At 61.8% G+C, this 16,274-nt stretch carries 16 protein-coding genes; 13 read left to right on the forward strand and 3 right to left on the reverse strand.

Going from position 1 to position 16,274, the window contains the following annotated elements; translation table 11 throughout:
* Positions 1-111: 111 nt before the first annotated feature.
* Complete coding sequence (locus tag EC845_RS14800) at positions 112-1,365, reverse strand: ABC transporter substrate-binding protein (RefSeq protein WP_370451330.1); 1,254 nt, start codon at positions 1,363-1,365, stop codon at positions 112-114.
* Positions 1,366-1,573: 208 nt separating this feature from the next.
* Between EC845_RS14800 and EC845_RS14805 the strand changes: the two genes are divergently transcribed.
* Complete coding sequence (locus EC845_RS14805; protein ID WP_123298908.1) at positions 1,574-2,503, forward strand: LysR family transcriptional regulator; 930 nt, start codon at positions 1,574-1,576, stop codon at positions 2,501-2,503.
* 43 nt (positions 2,504-2,546) lie between these two features.
* Positions 2,547-3,785: a DNA polymerase IV gene (gene dinB, locus EC845_RS14810; protein ID WP_123298909.1), complete on the forward strand. Its 1,239-nt coding sequence runs from the start codon at positions 2,547-2,549 to the stop codon at positions 3,783-3,785.
* Positions 3,786-3,830: 45 nt separating this feature from the next.
* Here dinB and EC845_RS14815 read toward each other — a convergent pair whose 3' ends face one another.
* Entirely contained in the window at positions 3,831-4,472 is a 642-nt protein-coding gene (locus EC845_RS14815) for a 3-oxoacid CoA-transferase subunit B (protein ID WP_123298910.1), read from the reverse strand.
* A 1-nt stretch (position 4,473) separates the two neighbouring features.
* Positions 4,474-5,184: a CoA transferase subunit A gene (locus EC845_RS14820; RefSeq protein ID WP_123298911.1), complete on the reverse strand. Its 711-nt coding sequence runs from the start codon at positions 5,182-5,184 to the stop codon at positions 4,474-4,476.
* Between the two features lie 112 nt (positions 5,185-5,296).
* Between EC845_RS14820 and EC845_RS14825 the strand changes: the two genes are divergently transcribed.
* The 11 genes from EC845_RS14825 to EC845_RS14875 all read left to right on the forward strand — a co-directional run bounded on the left by EC845_RS14825 (position 5,297) and on the right by EC845_RS14875 (position 16,214).
* Entirely contained in the window at positions 5,297-5,947 is a 651-nt protein-coding gene (locus EC845_RS14825) for a PAS and helix-turn-helix domain-containing protein (RefSeq protein WP_233598095.1), read from the forward strand.
* Positions 5,948-6,204: 257 nt separating this feature from the next.
* Complete coding sequence (locus EC845_RS14830; protein WP_123298912.1) at positions 6,205-6,795, forward strand: peroxidase-related enzyme; 591 nt, start codon at positions 6,205-6,207, stop codon at positions 6,793-6,795.
* Between the two features lie 182 nt (positions 6,796-6,977).
* Positions 6,978-8,060, forward strand: coding sequence for a dTDP-glucose 4,6-dehydratase (rfbB, locus tag EC845_RS14835; RefSeq protein ID WP_123298913.1), 1,083 nt, complete (start codon positions 6,978-6,980; stop codon positions 8,058-8,060).
* Positions 8,057-8,944 carry a dTDP-4-dehydrorhamnose reductase gene (rfbD, locus tag EC845_RS14840; RefSeq protein ID WP_123298914.1) on the forward strand — a complete coding sequence of 296 codons (888 nt, stop codon included), beginning with the start codon at positions 8,057-8,059 and terminating at the stop codon, positions 8,942-8,944. Before rfbB ends, rfbD begins: the two co-directional genes overlap by 4 nt.
* A 71-nt stretch (positions 8,945-9,015) precedes the next feature.
* Positions 9,016-9,909: a glucose-1-phosphate thymidylyltransferase RfbA gene (rfbA, locus tag EC845_RS14845; protein WP_123298915.1), complete on the forward strand. Its 894-nt coding sequence runs from the start codon at positions 9,016-9,018 to the stop codon at positions 9,907-9,909.
* Between the two features lie 116 nt (positions 9,910-10,025).
* Positions 10,026-10,574 (forward strand): dTDP-4-dehydrorhamnose 3,5-epimerase, encoded by a 549-nt coding sequence (gene rfbC, locus EC845_RS14850; RefSeq protein ID WP_123299186.1) that lies wholly within the window; start codon positions 10,026-10,028, stop codon positions 10,572-10,574.
* Between the two features lie 245 nt (positions 10,575-10,819).
* Positions 10,820-11,632, forward strand: a complete 813-nt coding sequence (locus EC845_RS14855; protein WP_123298916.1) for a DUF707 domain-containing protein — start codon at positions 10,820-10,822, stop codon at positions 11,630-11,632.
* A gap of 80 nt (positions 11,633-11,712) precedes the next feature.
* A complete protein-coding gene (locus EC845_RS14860; RefSeq protein WP_123298917.1) occupies positions 11,713-12,672 on the forward strand; it encodes a glycosyltransferase family 2 protein in 960 nt (319 codons plus the stop codon).
* Entirely contained in the window at positions 12,653-13,555 is a 903-nt protein-coding gene (locus EC845_RS14865; protein ID WP_123298918.1) for a glycosyltransferase, read from the forward strand. The genes EC845_RS14860 and EC845_RS14865 overlap by 20 nt, the downstream gene beginning before the upstream one ends.
* Before the next feature lie 7 nt (positions 13,556-13,562).
* Positions 13,563-14,669, forward strand: coding sequence for a UDP-galactopyranose mutase (glf, locus tag EC845_RS14870; protein ID WP_123298919.1), 1,107 nt, complete (start codon positions 13,563-13,565; stop codon positions 14,667-14,669).
* 15 nt (positions 14,670-14,684) lie between these two features.
* Complete coding sequence (locus EC845_RS14875) at positions 14,685-16,214, forward strand: hypothetical protein (RefSeq protein WP_148077316.1); 1,530 nt, start codon at positions 14,685-14,687, stop codon at positions 16,212-16,214.
* Positions 16,215-16,274: the final 60 nt, after the last annotated feature.

Below are 16,274 nucleotides of genomic sequence, written 5' to 3' on the forward strand. Positions count from 1 at the left end.
GTGATGTCTCCAGAAGTACAAAAAGCGGATGCAACGCACGAATACGAAGCGCACATTCGAAAGGCTCGATGGAGCCGGCCGGGAAACTGCCGGCCGGCCAGGCGCCACGGGCTACTGCCGGCTCGTGACCAGCGGGCAGGTCGAATCGGAAAGCGGCTGGAAGGCCTGTGCAGCCGGAATCGTGGCCACCAGCTTCGAGTAGTCCCAGCCCCCCTTGGATTCGGCGGGCGTCTTGACCTGGTAGAGGTACATGTCGTGGATCACACGGCCGTCGGGCCGGATCGTGGCATTGCGCATGATCGGATCCTGGATCGGCAGCTCGCGCATCTTGTCGGCCACGACCTTGCCGTCGGTCGAACCGGATGCCGCCACCGCCCTCAGGTAATGCCGCACGCTGGAATACACGCCCGCCTGCGTCATCGTCGGTTTCAGGTCACGGAAGGCCTTGGCGAACCGGTCCGACCAGCCACGGCTCTGCTCGTCGTAGTCCCAGTAGAAACCGTCCACGTACGACAGGCCCTGTGCGTTCTCGAGCCCCAGCGCCCGCAGATCGGAGAGGAAGATCAGCAGCGACACCAGGCGCTGGCCGCTTTCCACGACCTTGAACTCGCGCGCCTGCTTGACGGCATTGACCGTGTCCTGACCGCCGTTGGCCAGCGCCACCACCTGAGCGCCCGAGCTCTGCGCCTGCAGCAGGAACGAGGCGTAGTCCGAGGCATTGAGCGGGTGACGAACCGCGCCCGCCACCGAGCCGCCCAGCGACTTCACCATCTTCTCGGTGTCGGCCTGCAGCGAGTGGCCGAATGCGTAGTCGACGGTGATGAAGAACCATGACTTGCCGCCCGTCTGCACCGTGGCACGTGCACCGCCAGCCGATTGCGAATAGGTGTCGAACATCCAGTGGAACCCCACCGGCGAGCACTGGGCGTTGGTCAGCGCCGTCGTGGCCGGCCCGGAAAACATCACCACACGGTTCTTTTCGCGAGCCACGCCCTGCACCGCGAGTGCCACGGCCGAATTGGTGAGATCGGCGATCGCACTCACCCCTTCGCGGTCGAACCACTCGCGGGCCTTGGCGGCACCGATGTCGGCCTTGTTCTGGTGGTCGGCCGAGACCAGCTCGATCTGCATGCCCCGGCACTCGGCGGCCAGGCAATCGTCGATGGCCAGCCGCGCAGCTGCCGTCGAACCAGGGCCTCCCATGCCGGCATACGTGCCGGACATGTCCCCCAGGACGCCGATCTTGACGGGGGGCGGCGCCGCGTGGGCCGCCTGCGCCGTCAAGGCCAGCGCCCCCAGTGCAGCCATGCACAACGCCATCCGTGGCCGCGACCCCGCCGCATGCGGGCGCAAGAAATTAGTCATGTGATGTCTCCGTTCGTTGTATTGGCCGCTCTCGGGGAATCCGTTTCCGGCGGAGCGGTCGGTCCAGTGTGTGCGCGCCGCCGCGCATCGGCAAGACCACCAATACACATGGCTTGTGCATCCATGCACAATCCGTCGACCCCCTTGCCCAGGACCGGCGCGAAGTCCTTCGAGGGGTGCGATCCCATCCGCCACCACAGAGGATTCCATGCCCGATTGGGACAATCTGCGCCATTTCCTGGAAGTCGCCCGCACCCAGCGCGTGAGTGCGGCGGCGCGCCGGCTGGCCGTCGAGCACACCACGGTGGCGCGCCGCGTGCGCTCGCTCGAGGCCGAACTGGGCACGCTGCTGTTCGAGAAATCGCGAGCCAGCGGCTACACCCTGACGCCCGACGGCGAACGCCTGTTCGTGCACGCCGCGCAGATCGAGACTGCGCTGCAATGTGCCCGCGAAGACCTGCACGACGGCGGCGAACAGCCCAGCGGACACCTGCGCATCGGCGTGACCGAGGGTTTCGGCTGCTACGTGCTGACCCCGCTGGCCACTGCCATGCAGCAGCGCCACCCGCGCCTCACCCTCGACGTCATGCCGGTCCCCCGTTTCGTGAGCCTGTCGCGCCACGAAGCCGACCTGGCCATCACCATCGAGAAACCGCAGCGCGGCCCCTATGTCTGCAGCAAGCTGTGCGACTACGCCCTGGGCCTCTACGCCACGCCGGCCTATCTGCACGGTCACGCACCGATCGCGACGGCAGCCGATCTGGCCAGCCACAGCTTCATCAGCTACGTCAACGACCTGGTCTTCAGTCCCCATCTGCGCTATCTCGAAGACGTGCTGCCGGGCAGCCGCGTCATCCTGCGCAGCACCAGCGTCGTGGCCCAGTACCACGCCACGCTCCAGGGACACGCGCTGGCCATCCTGCCGTGTTTCATCGCAGCCCAGGATCCGCGCCTGAGCCGCGTGCTGGCCGACGAGATCCAGATCGAACGCAGCTTCTGGATGTATTGCCACGAGGATCTCTACCGGTTGCGCCGCATCAAACTGGTGTGGGACTACCTGCGCCAGGCCATGGACTGCAATGCCGACTTGCTCGGCGGCCGCGAAGGGGCGCCGCGCGGCATCGCCCTGCCCCCCTGAGCCCCATGAATTGCACCTGATCGGGCGACAATACGGGGGTCACATGACCCCGAACCCCACGCCTACCCAGCCCAGCCGCCGCATCGCCCACCTCGACATGGACGCGTTCTACGCCTCGGTCGAGTTGTTGCGTTATCCGCAGCTCAAGGGCCTGCCCGTGGTCATCGGCGGCAGCCGCCGCAAGATGGACGAGGCCCTACAGGCACGCGAAGCCGGCCGCGATACAGCCGACATCCCGGTCGATGAATTCCCGCGCCTGCGCGACTATGTGGGCCGGGGCGTCATCACCACCGCCACCTATCCCGCGCGGCAGTTCGGCGTGGGCTCGGCCATGGGCCTGATGAAGGCCGCCAAGCTGTGTCCACAGGCCATCCTGCTGCCGGTCGACTTCGATGAAGTCCGACGCTTTTCGCAGCAGTTCAAGCAGATCGTCACCGACATCGCGCCCGTCATGGAAAACCGCGGCATCGACGAGGTCTACATCGACTTCACCGACGTGCCGGGCGGCCAGCGCGAAAGCGGCCTGAGCCTGGCACGCCTCATCCAGAGCAGCATCACGCAGGCCACGGGGCTGACCTGCTCCATCGGCGTTGCCCCGAACAAGCTGCTGGCCAAGATGGCCAGCGAGTTCAAGAAACCCAACGGCATTTCCATCGTGCAGCCCGAGGATCTGCAGAGCAAGATCTGGCCCCTGCCGTGCCGCAAGATCAACGGCATCGGCCCCAAGGCCGGCGTCAAGCTCGAGGCCCACGGCATCCACACCATCGGCGATCTGGCCGCGCGCGAACGCCACTGGCTGATGGCGCATTTCGGGAAATCGTATGGCGCCTGGCTGCACGAGGCGGCCTGGGGACGCGACGAGCGTCCCGTCACCACACAGAGCGAGCCCGTGTCGATGAGCCGGGAAACCACGTTCTCGAACGACCTGCATGCCGTGCGCGACAAGGCCGAGCTGGGCCAGATCTTCACCCGCCTGTGCCAGCAGGTCGCCGACGATCTGCAACGCAAAGGCTATCGCGGCAAGACGATTGGCATCAAGCTGCGCTATGACGACTTCCGCATCGTCACCCGCGACCAGACCCTGGCGGTGCATACCGACGATGCAACGCTCATCCGGCGTACGGCCGGCCTGTGTCTCAAGCGCGTGGATCTGGAGCAGCGCATCCGGCTGCTGGGCGTGCGCGTGGGCAGCCTCGTGCCCCGCGCAGACCTCGAGGCCATTGCCGCCGGCGAACCCCTCGAGCTGCACGACCCGGACGATCCGAACGGCCGGCTGTTCTGAGCGCGGATCCGCCACGAGCCGTCCGCGACGGCTCGTGACCGATCGTCAGGACGCGATCAGCTTCACGCCGGTTTTCTCCTGCAGCTGCTCGAAGCTGACATCGGGCGCCAGTTCGACCACCTTCAGTCCCTCGGGTATCACGTCCAGCACCGCCAGATCGGTGATGATGCGATCGACCACGCCCACGCCGGTGAGCGGCAGGGTGCATTCGGGCAGGATCTTCAGGTCTGTCGTGCCATCCTTCTTGCGAGCCACATGCTCCATCAGCACGATCACCCGCTTGACGCCGGCCACGAGGTCCATGGCCCCGCCCATGCCCTTGACCATCTTGCCCGGGATCATCCAGTTGGCAAGATCGCCTTTCTCGCTGACCTGCATGGCGCCCAGGATGGACAGGTTGATCTTGCCGCCCCGGATCATGGCAAAGCTCTCGTGGCTGCCGAAGATGGACGAGCCCTTGATGGTGGTCACGGTCTGCTTGCCGGCGTTGATGAGGTCGGGATCGACCTGGTCCTCGGTCGGAAAGGGGCCGATGCCCAGCATGCCGTTCTCGGACTGCAGCCACACTTCCTTGTCGCCGGTGAAATTCGCCACCAAGGTGGGAATGCCGATGCCGAGGTTCACGTAAAAACCGTCTTCGAGTTCCTGGGCCGCGCGCGCGGCCATCTGGTCTTGGGTCCAGGGCATGTCAAGCTCCTTGCTGCGTGGGCGTGATGGTGCGCTTTTCGATGCGCTTCTCGGGCGTGGCGTTGAGCACCAGACGGTGCACATAGATGCCGGGCAGGTGGATGTCGTCGGGCGCGAGTTCACCGACCTCGACGATCTCCTCGACCTCCACGATGCACACCTTGCCCGCCATGGCCGCGGCCGGGTTGAAGTTGCGTGCCGTGAGGTTGAAGCGCAGGTTGCCCGACTTGTCGGCGACCTGCGCCTTGACCAGCGCCACGTCGGGCACCAGGGCGCGCTCCATCACATAGGTCTCGCCGTCGAAATCGCGCAGTTCCTTGCCCTCGGCCACCAGCGTGCCCACGCCCGTCTTCGTGAAGAACGCCGGAATGCCCGCACCACCGGCGCGCAGCTTCTCGGCCAGTGTGCCCTGCGGCGTGAACTCCAGGGCCAGTTCGCCTGCGAGGTACTGGCGCTCGAACTCCTTGTTCTCGCCCACGTAGCTCGAGATCATTTTTTTGATCTGCCGGGTCTCGAGCAGCTTGCCCAAGCCAAATCCGTCCACGCCGGCGTTGTTGGAAATCACCGTCAGGTCCTTGACGCCGGAATCGCGCAAGGCGTCGATCAGGGCCTCGGGAATGCCGCACAGCCCAAAGCCGCCGACGGCCAGCATCTGGCCGTCTGCCACGATGCCGTCAAGCGCCTGCGCGGCGCCGGGATACAGTTTGTTCACGGAATGTCTCCTCTCCAAGACGAAGAAAGAAAGTGGCCCGTGCATCGTTTGCACGGGACTGCTCCATAAGATACTACGTTAACGCATACGTAGTATTTCCTAAGCATTGCCCATGATGCAGCCCGATCCCACCCACCGCACCACCGCCTCGGTCACCCCGACGCCTGCCGCCGGACCCGGTTTCCATGGCGGTGCCGATATCGACTACCGGCAGGCTTTCGAGCTCGCCCCGGTGGGCCTGGTGCTGTCGCGCCATCGCATCATCGTCGACTGCAATGCACGGCTGGCCACCATCTTCGGCGCCGGCCGAGACCAGTTGGTGGGCCGCAGCTTTGCCGTGCTGTACCCCAGCTCCGACGAATTCGAGCGCATGGGCCAGCGATTGGCGCCGTTGCTGGGGCGCAATGGCCACTATTCGGACAACCGGATCATGCGGCGTGTCGACGGTCGCTTCAAGGGCGAACTGTTCTGGTGCCACGTCACGGGCCAGGCCTTCGATCGCCAGGATCCGCATGCAGCCGGCATCTGGACGTTCGAGGACCTCTCGTCCCAGAGACCGGTGCGTGCCGGACTCACTGCGCGCGAACGCGAAGTCGCGGCCCAGGTCGCGCAGGGCCTCACGTCGAAGGAGATCGGCCGCGCGCTGGGCATCAGCCATCGGACCGTCGAACTCTACCGGGCACGTCTGATGCGCAAATACGGTGCCGGAAGCACAACCGAGCTGGTCAAGCGCCTGGTCACCGAGGGCGAAACGCCGGACTGAACGCCGGACCGAGGGTGGGACTGAGCACCGGAGAGAGGGTGCCCGCCGATCCCACGGCACATCCTCGGGTCCATCCCTCAAGACAGATCGCCACAGCTCTTCTATCGTAGAGCCCTCCGTGCCTCGCCGGACCAGGTTTTCGCAGCCCTGTCCGGCCAGCCGGTGCCCGCCGCCCCCTACGGGGCTGTCCTTCATCCGTGCGTTCGACCGCCGGCCCGGTCCCGGGAGGCCGCACGCCATCCAGGGAAACCGCCGCCATGCCGACTCCGCGCTACCCCTTGCCCGATCTCGATACCCTGCCCCCCGACATCCAGGCACGCATCCTCGAAGTGCAGGAGAAGTCGGGCTTCATCCCCAACGTTTTTCTCGCACTGGCACGCCGGCCGGCCGAATGGCGAGCGTTCTTTGCGTACCACGACGCCCTGATGCTCAAAGAGGAAGGCTCGCTCGGCAAAGGCGATCGCGAAATGATCGTCACCGCCACCAGCGCAGCCAACCAATGCGTCTACTGTGTGGTCGCACATGGGGCACTGCTGCGCATCTACGAAAAAAAGCCCCGCATCGCCGACGACGTCGCGATCAACTACCGCCGCGCCGACATCACGCCGCGCCAGCACGCCATGCTGGACTTCGCCCTCAAGGTCTGCACCCAGTCCCATCTGGTGGACGAGGCCGACTTCGAGACCCTGCACGCCTTTGGCTTCGACGACGAAGACATCTGGGACATTGCCGCCATCACCGCCTTCTTCGGCATGTCGAACCGGTTGGCCAGCTTCAGCGACATGCAGCCGAATCCGGAGTTCTATTTATTGGGACGTGTGCCCAAGGCTGCAAAAAACCCTGGATAGAACTTATTTTTATTTCGGCATGTCGAAAGATCTTCCGACCTGCTTGAATCGAATCGAAGCTTGTCGGACAAAAGCCCCTTTCCACGGTATACGACACTTGAATGGAAACGCGAGAGGTCGAGCCCTGCCACCGGTGAAACAATGGGCATCAGGCCATACATCGACCTCCAGGAATAAAACTCATGATTCTCGTCACCGGCGGAGCTGGCTTCATTGGTTCCAACTTCGTACTCGACTGGCTCGCTCAAAACGACGAACCGGTCGTCAATCTCGACAAACTCACCTATGCAGGAAATCTCGAGAACCTGCGTTCGCTCGACGGCGACAAACGCCACCTCTTTGTCCATGGCGACATCGGCGACCGCGACCTTGTGACCCGCCTGCTGACCGAACACAAGCCCCGTGCCGTGCTCAACTTCGCAGCCGAAAGCCATGTCGATCGCTCCATCCTCGGACCGGCCGAGTTCGTGCAGACCAATGTGGTGGGCACCCTCAACCTGCTCGAAAGCGTCCGGGCCTACTGGAGCGATCTGCCGGCCGAAGACCTGGCGGCCTTCCGTTTCCTGCACGTCTCGACCGACGAGGTCTACGGCACGCTGTCGGCCACCGACCCGGCCTTCGCCGAAACCAACCGCTACGAACCCAACAGCCCGTACTCGGCGAGCAAGGCCGCCAGCGACCACCTGGTGCGCGCCTGGCACCACACCTATGGCCTGCCGGTGCTCACCACCAACTGCAGCAACAACTACGGCCCCTATCACTTCCCCGAGAAGCTGATCCCGCTGATCATCGTCAACGCCCTGGCCGGCAAGGCCCTGCCCATCTACGGCGACGGCCAGCAGATCCGCGACTGGCTGTACGTCAAGGACCACTGCAGCGCCATCCGCCGTGTGCTCGAAGCCGGCACGCTGGGCGAGACCTACAACGTGGGCGGCTGGAATGAACAAGCCAATCTCGACATCGTGCACACCGTCTGTGCGCTGCTCGACGAACTGCGCCCGCGCGCCGACGGCAAGGCCTACAAGGACCAGATCACGTTCGTGAAAGACCGTCCGGGCCACGACCGCCGCTACGCCATCGATGCCCGCAAGCTCGAGCGAGAACTGGGCTGGAAGCCCGCCGAGACCTTCGAGACCGGCATTCGCAAGACCGTCGAGTGGTACCTGGCGAATGCCGAGTGGGTCGCGCACGTGCAGAGCGGCGCCTACCGCGCATGGGTGGACCGGCAGTACACCGGTCGCCAGGCCGAAGGTGCTTCCGCATGAGTGCCCGCAAGATTCTGCTGCTGGGCAAGAACGGCCAGGTCGGCTGGGAGCTGCAGCGCGCCCTGGCGCCGCTGGGCGACGTGGTGGCACTCGGCTCGGCCGAAGCCGACTTCCGCAACCCGGCCCAGGTCCGCGAGCAGGTGCTGGCGCTGCGGCCCGACGTGATCGTCAACGCGGCGGCCCACACGGCCGTCGACCGCGCCGAGAGCGAGCCCGAGCTGGCGCGTGCACTCAATGCCACGACCCCCGGGGCGATTGCCGAGGCCGCGCGGTCTCTGGGCGCCTTGCTGGTGCATTACTCCACGGATTACGTCTTCGACGGCAGTGGCGAGACCGCGCGTGACGAGGACGCAGCCACCGCACCGCTGAGCGTATACGGCCGCACCAAACGCGAAGGCGAAGTGCTGATCCAGGAACGGGCCGGTGCCTACCTGATCTTCCGCACCAGTTGGGTCTATGCGGCGCGCGGCGGCAACTTCGCCAAGACCATGCTGCGCCTGGCCAAGGAACGCGACACCCTCACCGTCATCGCCGACCAGCATGGGGCGCCCACCGGAGCCGAGCTGATTGCCGACGTGACGGCTCATGCCCTGGCTCAGACGCTGGCGGACACGGGCAAATCGGGCCTCTACCACCTCGTGGCCGGTGGAGAAACCACCTGGAACGGTTATGCGCGTTTTGTGCTGGCCCAGGCACAGGCTGCCGGCGTCGCCCTCAAGGCCGGCCCGGACGCGGTCGCGGCCGTGCCGACCAGCGCCTTTGCGACACCGGCGGCACGCCCGCTCAATTCGCGGCTATCGACCGAACGGCTGCAGAAGACCTTCGGGCTGGTGCTGCCGCAATGGCAAGCCGGCGTCGAGCGGATGTTGCGTGAAACGCTCTAGCACGCGCTCCACCCAAGGATCTGTGCCTGTCGCACGGGTGCACCTTGATTTCAAAACTTAGCGGACTGACCATGACACAACGCAAAGGCATCATCCTGGCCGGCGGCTCGGGCACACGCCTTCACCCGGCCACGCTGGCCATCAGCAAACAGCTGCTTCCCGTCTACGACAAGCCCATGGTGTACTACCCGCTGTCGACGCTCATGCTGGCGGGCATCCGGGACATCCTGATCATCAGCACGCCGCAGGACACCCCGCGTTTCGAGCAACTGCTGGGCGACGGCAGTCAATGGGGCATACGCGTGCAATACGCGGTGCAGCCCAGCCCCGATGGCCTGGCCCAGGCCTTCATCATCGGTGAAGAGTTTCTCGGCGACGCGCCCTGCGCGCTGGTGCTGGGCGACAACATCTTCCACGGCCACGATCTGCAGGAGCTGCTGGCCGAAGCCGGCCAACAAAGGGACTGCGCCACCGTCTTTGCCTACCACGTGCACGATCCCGAGCGCTACGGCGTGGTCGAATTCGATGCCACGGGCCAGGCCCGCTCGATCGAGGAAAAGCCAGCCGAACCCAAGAGCCACTATGCCGTCACGGGGCTGTACTTCTACGACAACGACGTGGTGCGCATCGCCAAGGCGGTCAAACCCAGCGCCCGCGGAGAGCTCGAGATCACGGCAGTCAACCAGGCTTACCTGGAGGCCGGCAAACTCAAGGTCAAGATCATGAAGCGGGGTTATGCCTGGCTGGACACGGGCACGCACGACAGCCTGCTCGAGGCCGGCCAGTTCATCTCGACGCTGGAGCAGCGGCAGGGCCTGAAGATCGCATGCCCTGAGGAGATTGCATGGCGCAGCGGCTTCATCGACGACCGGCAACTGGCCCAGTTGGCCGAGCCACTCAAGAAAACCGGTTATGGCAAATACCTGCGCGGCCTGCTCGACGAAGGTCGTGTTGACCCCGAATAAACACCGAAAATCAAAAGACAGCCCTAGCGATGTGCCGGATGCAATCAGCGAGCCGACTCGAGGCCATGGAAGATGCTGCACAGACACTCGCTCGTCCCACCCACACAAACACCCCCATGAACATCATTCCAACGGCCATTCCAGACGTCCTGATCCTCGAACCTCAGGTGTTTGGCGATGCACGCGGCTTCTTCTTCGAGAGCTTCAACCAGACGCATTTCGATGAGGCCGTCGGCCGTCACGTCACGTTCGTACAGGACAACCATTCGCGCTCCCGCAAGGGCGTGCTGCGTGGCCTGCACTACCAGATCCAACAACCGCAAGGCAAGCTGGTGCGCGTGGCGCGGGGCGCGGTATACGACGTGGCGGTGGATCTCCGGAAGCCCTCTCCCACCTTTGGTCGTTGGGTGGGCGTGGAGCTCTCCGAAGAGAACCAACGGCAGCTCTGGGTGCCCGAAGGCTTCGCCCATGGCTTTCTGGTGCTCAGCGAGAGTGCAGATTTCCTTTACAAAACGACCCGCTATTACGCTCCTACGCATGAGCGGTGCATCGCATGGAACGATGCGACTCTCGCCATCGCCTGGCCCGACGTCGGAACCCATCCTTCGCTGTCGACGAAAGACGGGGCCGGCATAGCATGGGCCGAAGCTGAGGTTTTCAATTGACCAGCAGCCCCTGCAAAGCCTTGCGTCGAAGCTAACGTCAGCCATTGCAAGTCACTTTTGTTCTAAGTTTATTGCGAACATTTACAAAAGCTTATTTTGATACATCTTTGCTACATCTTGAGGTGATATCCGACAGCAGTCCCTCGACAACTGGGCATAATCACAAGCCGCCCTCATGATGCCTTTCCGGCCGTGATCGTTGCATGCACCTGTAGCGTGTGCTGCGACACACTTGCCCCCTTGCTATGTCGCCTGCCCGCTTCAAGTCCACCGCTGTCCAGTATCGAAAGAATCTGGTCATCATTCGTGCGGGTGACGAGTCACTGCATCCCGGTTGGATCGCGGATCCTCGCCGCGATTTCGATATTTTTGTCAGCTATTACGGTAAAAAAACCGACAATTTCGCCGAGTCGGCCGACTACTATGAAATGCGCCCCGGCCCCAAATGGCCGTGCATCGCCGACCTCCTGAGCCTGCATCCAGAGTTGTTGGATCGATATGACGCATTCTGGTTTCCCGACGACGACCTGGCCATTCAGACCCCTGACATCAATCGCATGTTTGCGTTGTTTCACGGCTTTGAATTGTCGCTCGCACAGCCGGCCTTGACGCACGACTCATACTACAGTTGGCGCGTGCTGCTGCAGGAGCCTGACAACGTGTTGCGCATGATCAATTTCGTGGAAGTCATGGCGCCCATCTTCAGCCGCGCGGCACTTCATACCTGCTTGTCTTCCTTCACGGCCAGCCCCTCCGGGTGGGGCCTGGATCGCATCTGGCCCGCACTGTGCATGGCAAACGGCCTCCGCCAAATCGGCATCATCGATGCCGTAGCGATCAAGCATACGCGCCCATTGGGCGGCGATCTCTACAAGAACAACCCCCATCTCGACTGTTATCGCGATGAAAAAGACGTTCTGCGCAAATACAGCGTCAGCAGTTACTTTCGCAATCCCAAGTATGAAATCCTGAGCGAGAGAGTGACTCGGGTGAAAGATCCGCTTCTCTCACGGTTCTGGCTTCGACTGAAGAAAAATCTAAAAAAACAACCGTCCTGAAAACAGCGACCCCGCCGCCACACGACGCACGCCCCTCATCGCATCTCTCTCGTTTAGCCTCTCCGGCACCCCAACCTGACATGGACACGTTCAACACCGACGCACAACCTCTAGCCCAAAAGGCCAGCAAGGTTGCCATCATCACACGCACCAAGAATAGAAACCTTCTTCTCGACAGATGCATTCGTTCCGTACTGGCACAAACCGAGCAAGACTGGGTTCACGTCATCGTCAACGACGGCGGTGAAGCGGCGCCATTGGACGAACTGATCAGTGCTTATCAGGCACAGTACCGAGGTCGTCTAAAAGTCATCCACAACCCCGTGTCGGTCGGCATGGAGGCTGCATCCAACATCGGTATCAACAACAGCGAATCGACCTATCTGGTGATCCTGGATGACGATGATACGTGGCATGCGAAATTCCTGGAAAAAATGACCGCCGCACTGGCTACGGAAACGTGGGCCGGTACACGGGGCATGTTTTGCCACACCCGTATCGTCCACGAAAAGATAGTGGGTGAAAGCGTGGTGATCACCGGCAGCGAAGAATTCAACAATTGGATCGAACACATCGATTTTCTGCAGTTGTTTGCCTGGAATCGATTTACGCCGGTTTGTTTTGTATTCGAACGAGCCGCACTCGAAGAGGTCGGCCTGTTCGACGAGACGCTGCCGGTCTGCGGCGACTGGGAGTTCAATCTCCGTTTTCTGAGCAAGTACGAGATCGGCACGCTCCGGGAAGAACTGGCCTATTGGCACCAGCGCCCCAAGCTCACGGGGCATTACGGCAACAGCGTCAACGCGGGGCAAGACCTGCATCGGGTGTACCGGGCACGAATCATCAATCGCTGGGTGCGTCAAGGCTTTGCAGACAAGACCCTGGGCTACGCCGACATGTTTTCGATGGCCATCTCATTTGAACAAAGCCTGAGCACACAACGGTATTTGCAATCCAGAAAACGCAGCCTTTACACACGACTTCGCAAGAAGATCCAAGCATTCTTCCGCCGTAAAAAAAATGTCCCTTCCACGTTCTGACGTCGCTGTAGTTCTGGTCACCTTCAATCGTGCGGCCTTGCTTCGCGAGTGCCTTGAGGGCATCCTTGCACAGACCCTGAGCAATCGAATCAGCGCCATTTACGTGATCGACAATGCCAGCTCAGACAACACACAAGACCTGATGCGCGAAAGCTATGCGCTCAACCCACAGGTCAAATATATTCGGATGCCCGAAAACGTTGGCGGCGCTGGCGGTTTTCATCATGGCATACGTGAAGCGCACCGATCGGGCGCGCCTTGGATCTGGACGCTGGACGATGACGTCGAACCGGAACCCGACTGCCTGGAACGCATGCTCAGCTTGGAGCCGGTGTCTGATTGCATCCATCCGCTGGTGGTGTACCAAGATGGCAGCGAACACCAGTGGGAGCACCTTTTCGATCCCATCACCACGCTGCAGACGGGCCTGCGCAACAGGTCTTTTGCCAATGGCAAAGACTGGTGCAGCATGAACGTCGCCTGCTTCGAGGGCATGCTGATCAAATCCAGCATCGTGGACAAAATCGGATACCCTCTCGCCGACTTCTTCGTTTTTGGCGATGATGGCCACTACGGTTACATGGCCAGCATGCAGACGAACGTGATTTACACCAACCGGGCACGTCTGATCAAGAAAATCAAACCCAATGGCAACAATACGCCATTCAAGATTTATTACGATATTCGCAATCGTCTGCTTCTACGGCAAAGACTGAAGCCCTACCATGAACGTGCAAGCTTTCACTCCAAGCTGTTCTGGGTCTTTATCTTGATACACAGCTGGCGGATGACCAAAGGTCCGAATCGCGCCAGCAAACTCCGTGCAGCATGGCACGCTCTCCGAGACGGCGGCCGTCAAGTCACAGGTCGTCACCGTTATTGATTTCACGATGAAAAAAAAGAACATTCTGATCGTTGGTGCAGGTTTCGCGGGCAGCGTCTGCGCGCGCATCCTGGCCGACCAAGGTCACTCCATCCACATCGTCGATAAGCGCTCGCATATCGGCGGCAATGCCTACGATGTTCACGACGAACATGGCGTGCTGGTCCATCCATATGGTCCACACATCTTTCATACCAACAGCAAACGTGTGATCGAGTTCCTGTCGCGTTTCACCGATTGGCGCTTCTACGAACACCGCGTACTGGCTCAGGTCGAGGGCGAGCTCTACCCTATTCCCATCAATCGCACCACGCTGAACAAGCTGTACAAACTCGACCTCGACGAGAAGGGCGCGGAACGTTATCTCGACAGCGTACGGGAGAACCGCGACCCGATCAAGACCAGTGAGGACGTCGTACTCAACAGCGTCGGTCACGATCTGGGAGAGAAATTCTTCCGCGGCTACACCCGCAAGCAGTGGGGATTGGATCTCTCGGAGCTGTCCGCAGGGGTTGCTGCTCGTATTCCGACGCGCACCAACGACGACGACCGTTATTTCGCCGACACCTACCAGTTCATGCCCTCCGAGGGCTATGGCGAGATGTTTCGCAAGATGCTGGATCACCCCAATATCTCGGTCAGCCTCGAAACCGATTTCAAGACGGTGCGTCACCTCTATCCTGACGCGCATGTGATCTATACGGGTCCGGTCGACGAATACTTCGATCACCGATACGGCAGATTGCCTTATCGCAGCCTCCGCTTCGATCACCAGCATCTGCCGGACACGGCACAAGTGCAATCCGTGGGAACAGTCAACTTCCCGAATGACCATGCCTACACCCGGACGACCGAGTTCAAGCACCTGACGGGCCAGACTCACACCGGTACATCGATCGTTCGCGAATATCCACAGGCCGAAGGCGACCCCTACTACCCTATTCCTCGCCCGGAAAACGAGGCGCTTTTCAAGAAATATGCGGCCTTGGCCGATCAGGAAATCGATGTCACATTCATTGGACGTCTGGCCCAGTATCGCTACTACAACATGGACCAAGTGGTTGCGGCCGCACTGGCCAGCGCAACGACACTGGGCGAGCAACTGAGTGCCTGATTCCGAACGATCAGCATGAAAAAGCGCTTGTCCCGCACGCTCAAGGAAACCCTCTTTCTGGAGGAGGGGTTTTTTGCCAGGCTGGAAGACCTGCCCAACCAGATCGCGCAAGGGCATCAACAGCAGGCACGCGCCGAGGAAGAACTCCGCGCGGAGCTGGCGCAGCTCAAGGACACCCTGCAGGAAGAACGCGAGACCTGGCAACGGACAGCACGTGAGCTGAACGAACGGGCACAGGCACAGACCGAGGCCATGCGCCAGGAGCTGCTCCATGCGATAGACGAACTTCGCGAAACCACGAACCTGATTGCACGACGCATCACGCTTCGCCCGAACAAGATCAAATGCCTGATGCTTGTTCACCATATCGAGGCTTGGGACAGCCTGGCAGGTGTCCACGCAGCCATGCAGGAGAGCCCGGACTTTCAGGTCACGGTCGCCTCGATTCCACGTCGTTTCCCGGGGGCGATCCACTTCGAAAATGAAGACCAGATCGATGCCCGCCTCACTGCGCTGGGTGTCGAGCATATCCGGCTGGGTTTCGAAGACGATGCCGTTTCACTGGGTATCGTCAAGGCGATCAACCCGGACATCATCTTCCGCCAGTCTCAGTGGGACGACGACGTTCAGCCGGCTTTTGCCACGGCGTCGCTGAGCTTTGCACGTTTGTGTTTTGTCCCGTACGAAGCCATGAATCTGGTGCAGAACGTCCAGACCGACGAGAACGTGATCGACAGTGCGACCGACACGGTGTTCCACCGAGCCTGCTGGATGATTTTTTGCGCCAACGAGCAAGCACGTCAGCAAGCGGTCGCCCACGGGGCGCTCTCGGGCGAACAGTTCCACGCCACGGGCCATCCCAAGGGAGATCGCCTGCGCACGGCTAAGCCGTCCTGGCCGATCAAGGCTCGTGGGCGCCCCCGGCCCCTTCGTATCATCTGGTCGGCGCATCACAGCATCGACGATGACTGGACGCGATTCGGACTGTTTCCGCGCATTGCGCAGGACATGCTGGACTGGGCCCGCACCCGAACCGACGTCGACATCGTTTTTTCTCCGCACCCGGCACTGCTGACCCAATTGCAGAACGACAGCCCCTACATGCCGCATCGGCAGTCAGAGGCATTTTTCTCGGACTGGAATGCACTGCCCAATACGGCGATCTTCACCGGCGGCGACTACGGTCCTCTGTTTCAGGCGTCCGATCTACTGATGACCGACGGTGTGAGTTGGCTGATCGAATACCAGTTGGCCAACAAACCCCTGCTGTTTCTGGAACGCGACGGGCACGTGGCGTTCAACGAGATCGGCGAACGCGTCCTGCAGGGTGTTCATCGCGTCACGTCGATCGATCAGGCCATGCAATTGGCAGACGCCATCGGCAACCCGGATTACGAAGATCCCTTGGCAGGCACCCAGCAGCAGATCGTCGACGAGCTGTTTGGTCGCCCGCAGGCCAGTCGACGAATCCTCGAGGCGATCCGCGCCAAGGTCCGTGAGGAACTCGGCTTGAACCCCAAACGTCTTGAGCCGCGGGGAAATTAATGGCCGATAGCCTGATTTAGGCGCTTCTGCAGCATCGATCACGCGGCAGGCGGGGCAGTC

Origin of the sequence: Comamonas sp. BIGb0124 (assembly GCF_003752175.1) — a bacterium.
Classification (GTDB): Bacteria; Pseudomonadota; Gammaproteobacteria; order Burkholderiales; family Burkholderiaceae_C; genus Comamonas_F.

Excerpts from the sequence above, each read along its gene's own strand:
- EC845_RS14800 (WP_370451330.1), bottom strand. The coding sequence starts at position 1,365 with ATGACTAATTTCTTGCGCCCGCATGCGGCGGGGTCGCGGCCACGGATG.
- EC845_RS14805 (WP_123298908.1), top strand. The coding sequence starts at position 1,574 with ATGCCCGATTGGGACAATCTGCGCCATTTCCTGGAAGTCGCCCGCACC.
- dinB (WP_123298909.1), top strand. The coding sequence starts at position 2,547 with ATGACCCCGAACCCCACGCCTACCCAGCCCAGCCGCCGCATCGCCCAC.
- EC845_RS14815 (WP_123298910.1), bottom strand. The coding sequence starts at position 4,472 with ATGCCCTGGACCCAAGACCAGATGGCCGCGCGCGCGGCCCAGGAACTC.
- EC845_RS14825 (WP_233598095.1), top strand. The coding sequence starts at position 5,297 with ATGATGCAGCCCGATCCCACCCACCGCACCACCGCCTCGGTCACCCCG.
- EC845_RS14830 (WP_123298912.1), top strand. The coding sequence starts at position 6,205 with ATGCCGACTCCGCGCTACCCCTTGCCCGATCTCGATACCCTGCCCCCC.
- rfbB (WP_123298913.1), top strand. The coding sequence starts at position 6,978 with ATGATTCTCGTCACCGGCGGAGCTGGCTTCATTGGTTCCAACTTCGTA.
- rfbD (WP_123298914.1), top strand. The coding sequence starts at position 8,057 with ATGAGTGCCCGCAAGATTCTGCTGCTGGGCAAGAACGGCCAGGTCGGC.
- rfbA (WP_123298915.1), top strand. The coding sequence starts at position 9,016 with ATGACACAACGCAAAGGCATCATCCTGGCCGGCGGCTCGGGCACACGC.
- rfbC (WP_123299186.1), top strand. The coding sequence starts at position 10,026 with ATGAACATCATTCCAACGGCCATTCCAGACGTCCTGATCCTCGAACCT.
- EC845_RS14855 (WP_123298916.1), top strand. The coding sequence starts at position 10,820 with ATGTCGCCTGCCCGCTTCAAGTCCACCGCTGTCCAGTATCGAAAGAAT.
- EC845_RS14860 (WP_123298917.1), top strand. The coding sequence starts at position 11,713 with ATGGACACGTTCAACACCGACGCACAACCTCTAGCCCAAAAGGCCAGC.
- EC845_RS14865 (WP_123298918.1), top strand. The coding sequence starts at position 12,653 with ATGTCCCTTCCACGTTCTGACGTCGCTGTAGTTCTGGTCACCTTCAAT.
- glf (WP_123298919.1), top strand. The coding sequence starts at position 13,563 with ATGAAAAAAAAGAACATTCTGATCGTTGGTGCAGGTTTCGCGGGCAGC.
- EC845_RS14875 (WP_148077316.1), top strand. The coding sequence starts at position 14,685 with ATGAAAAAGCGCTTGTCCCGCACGCTCAAGGAAACCCTCTTTCTGGAG.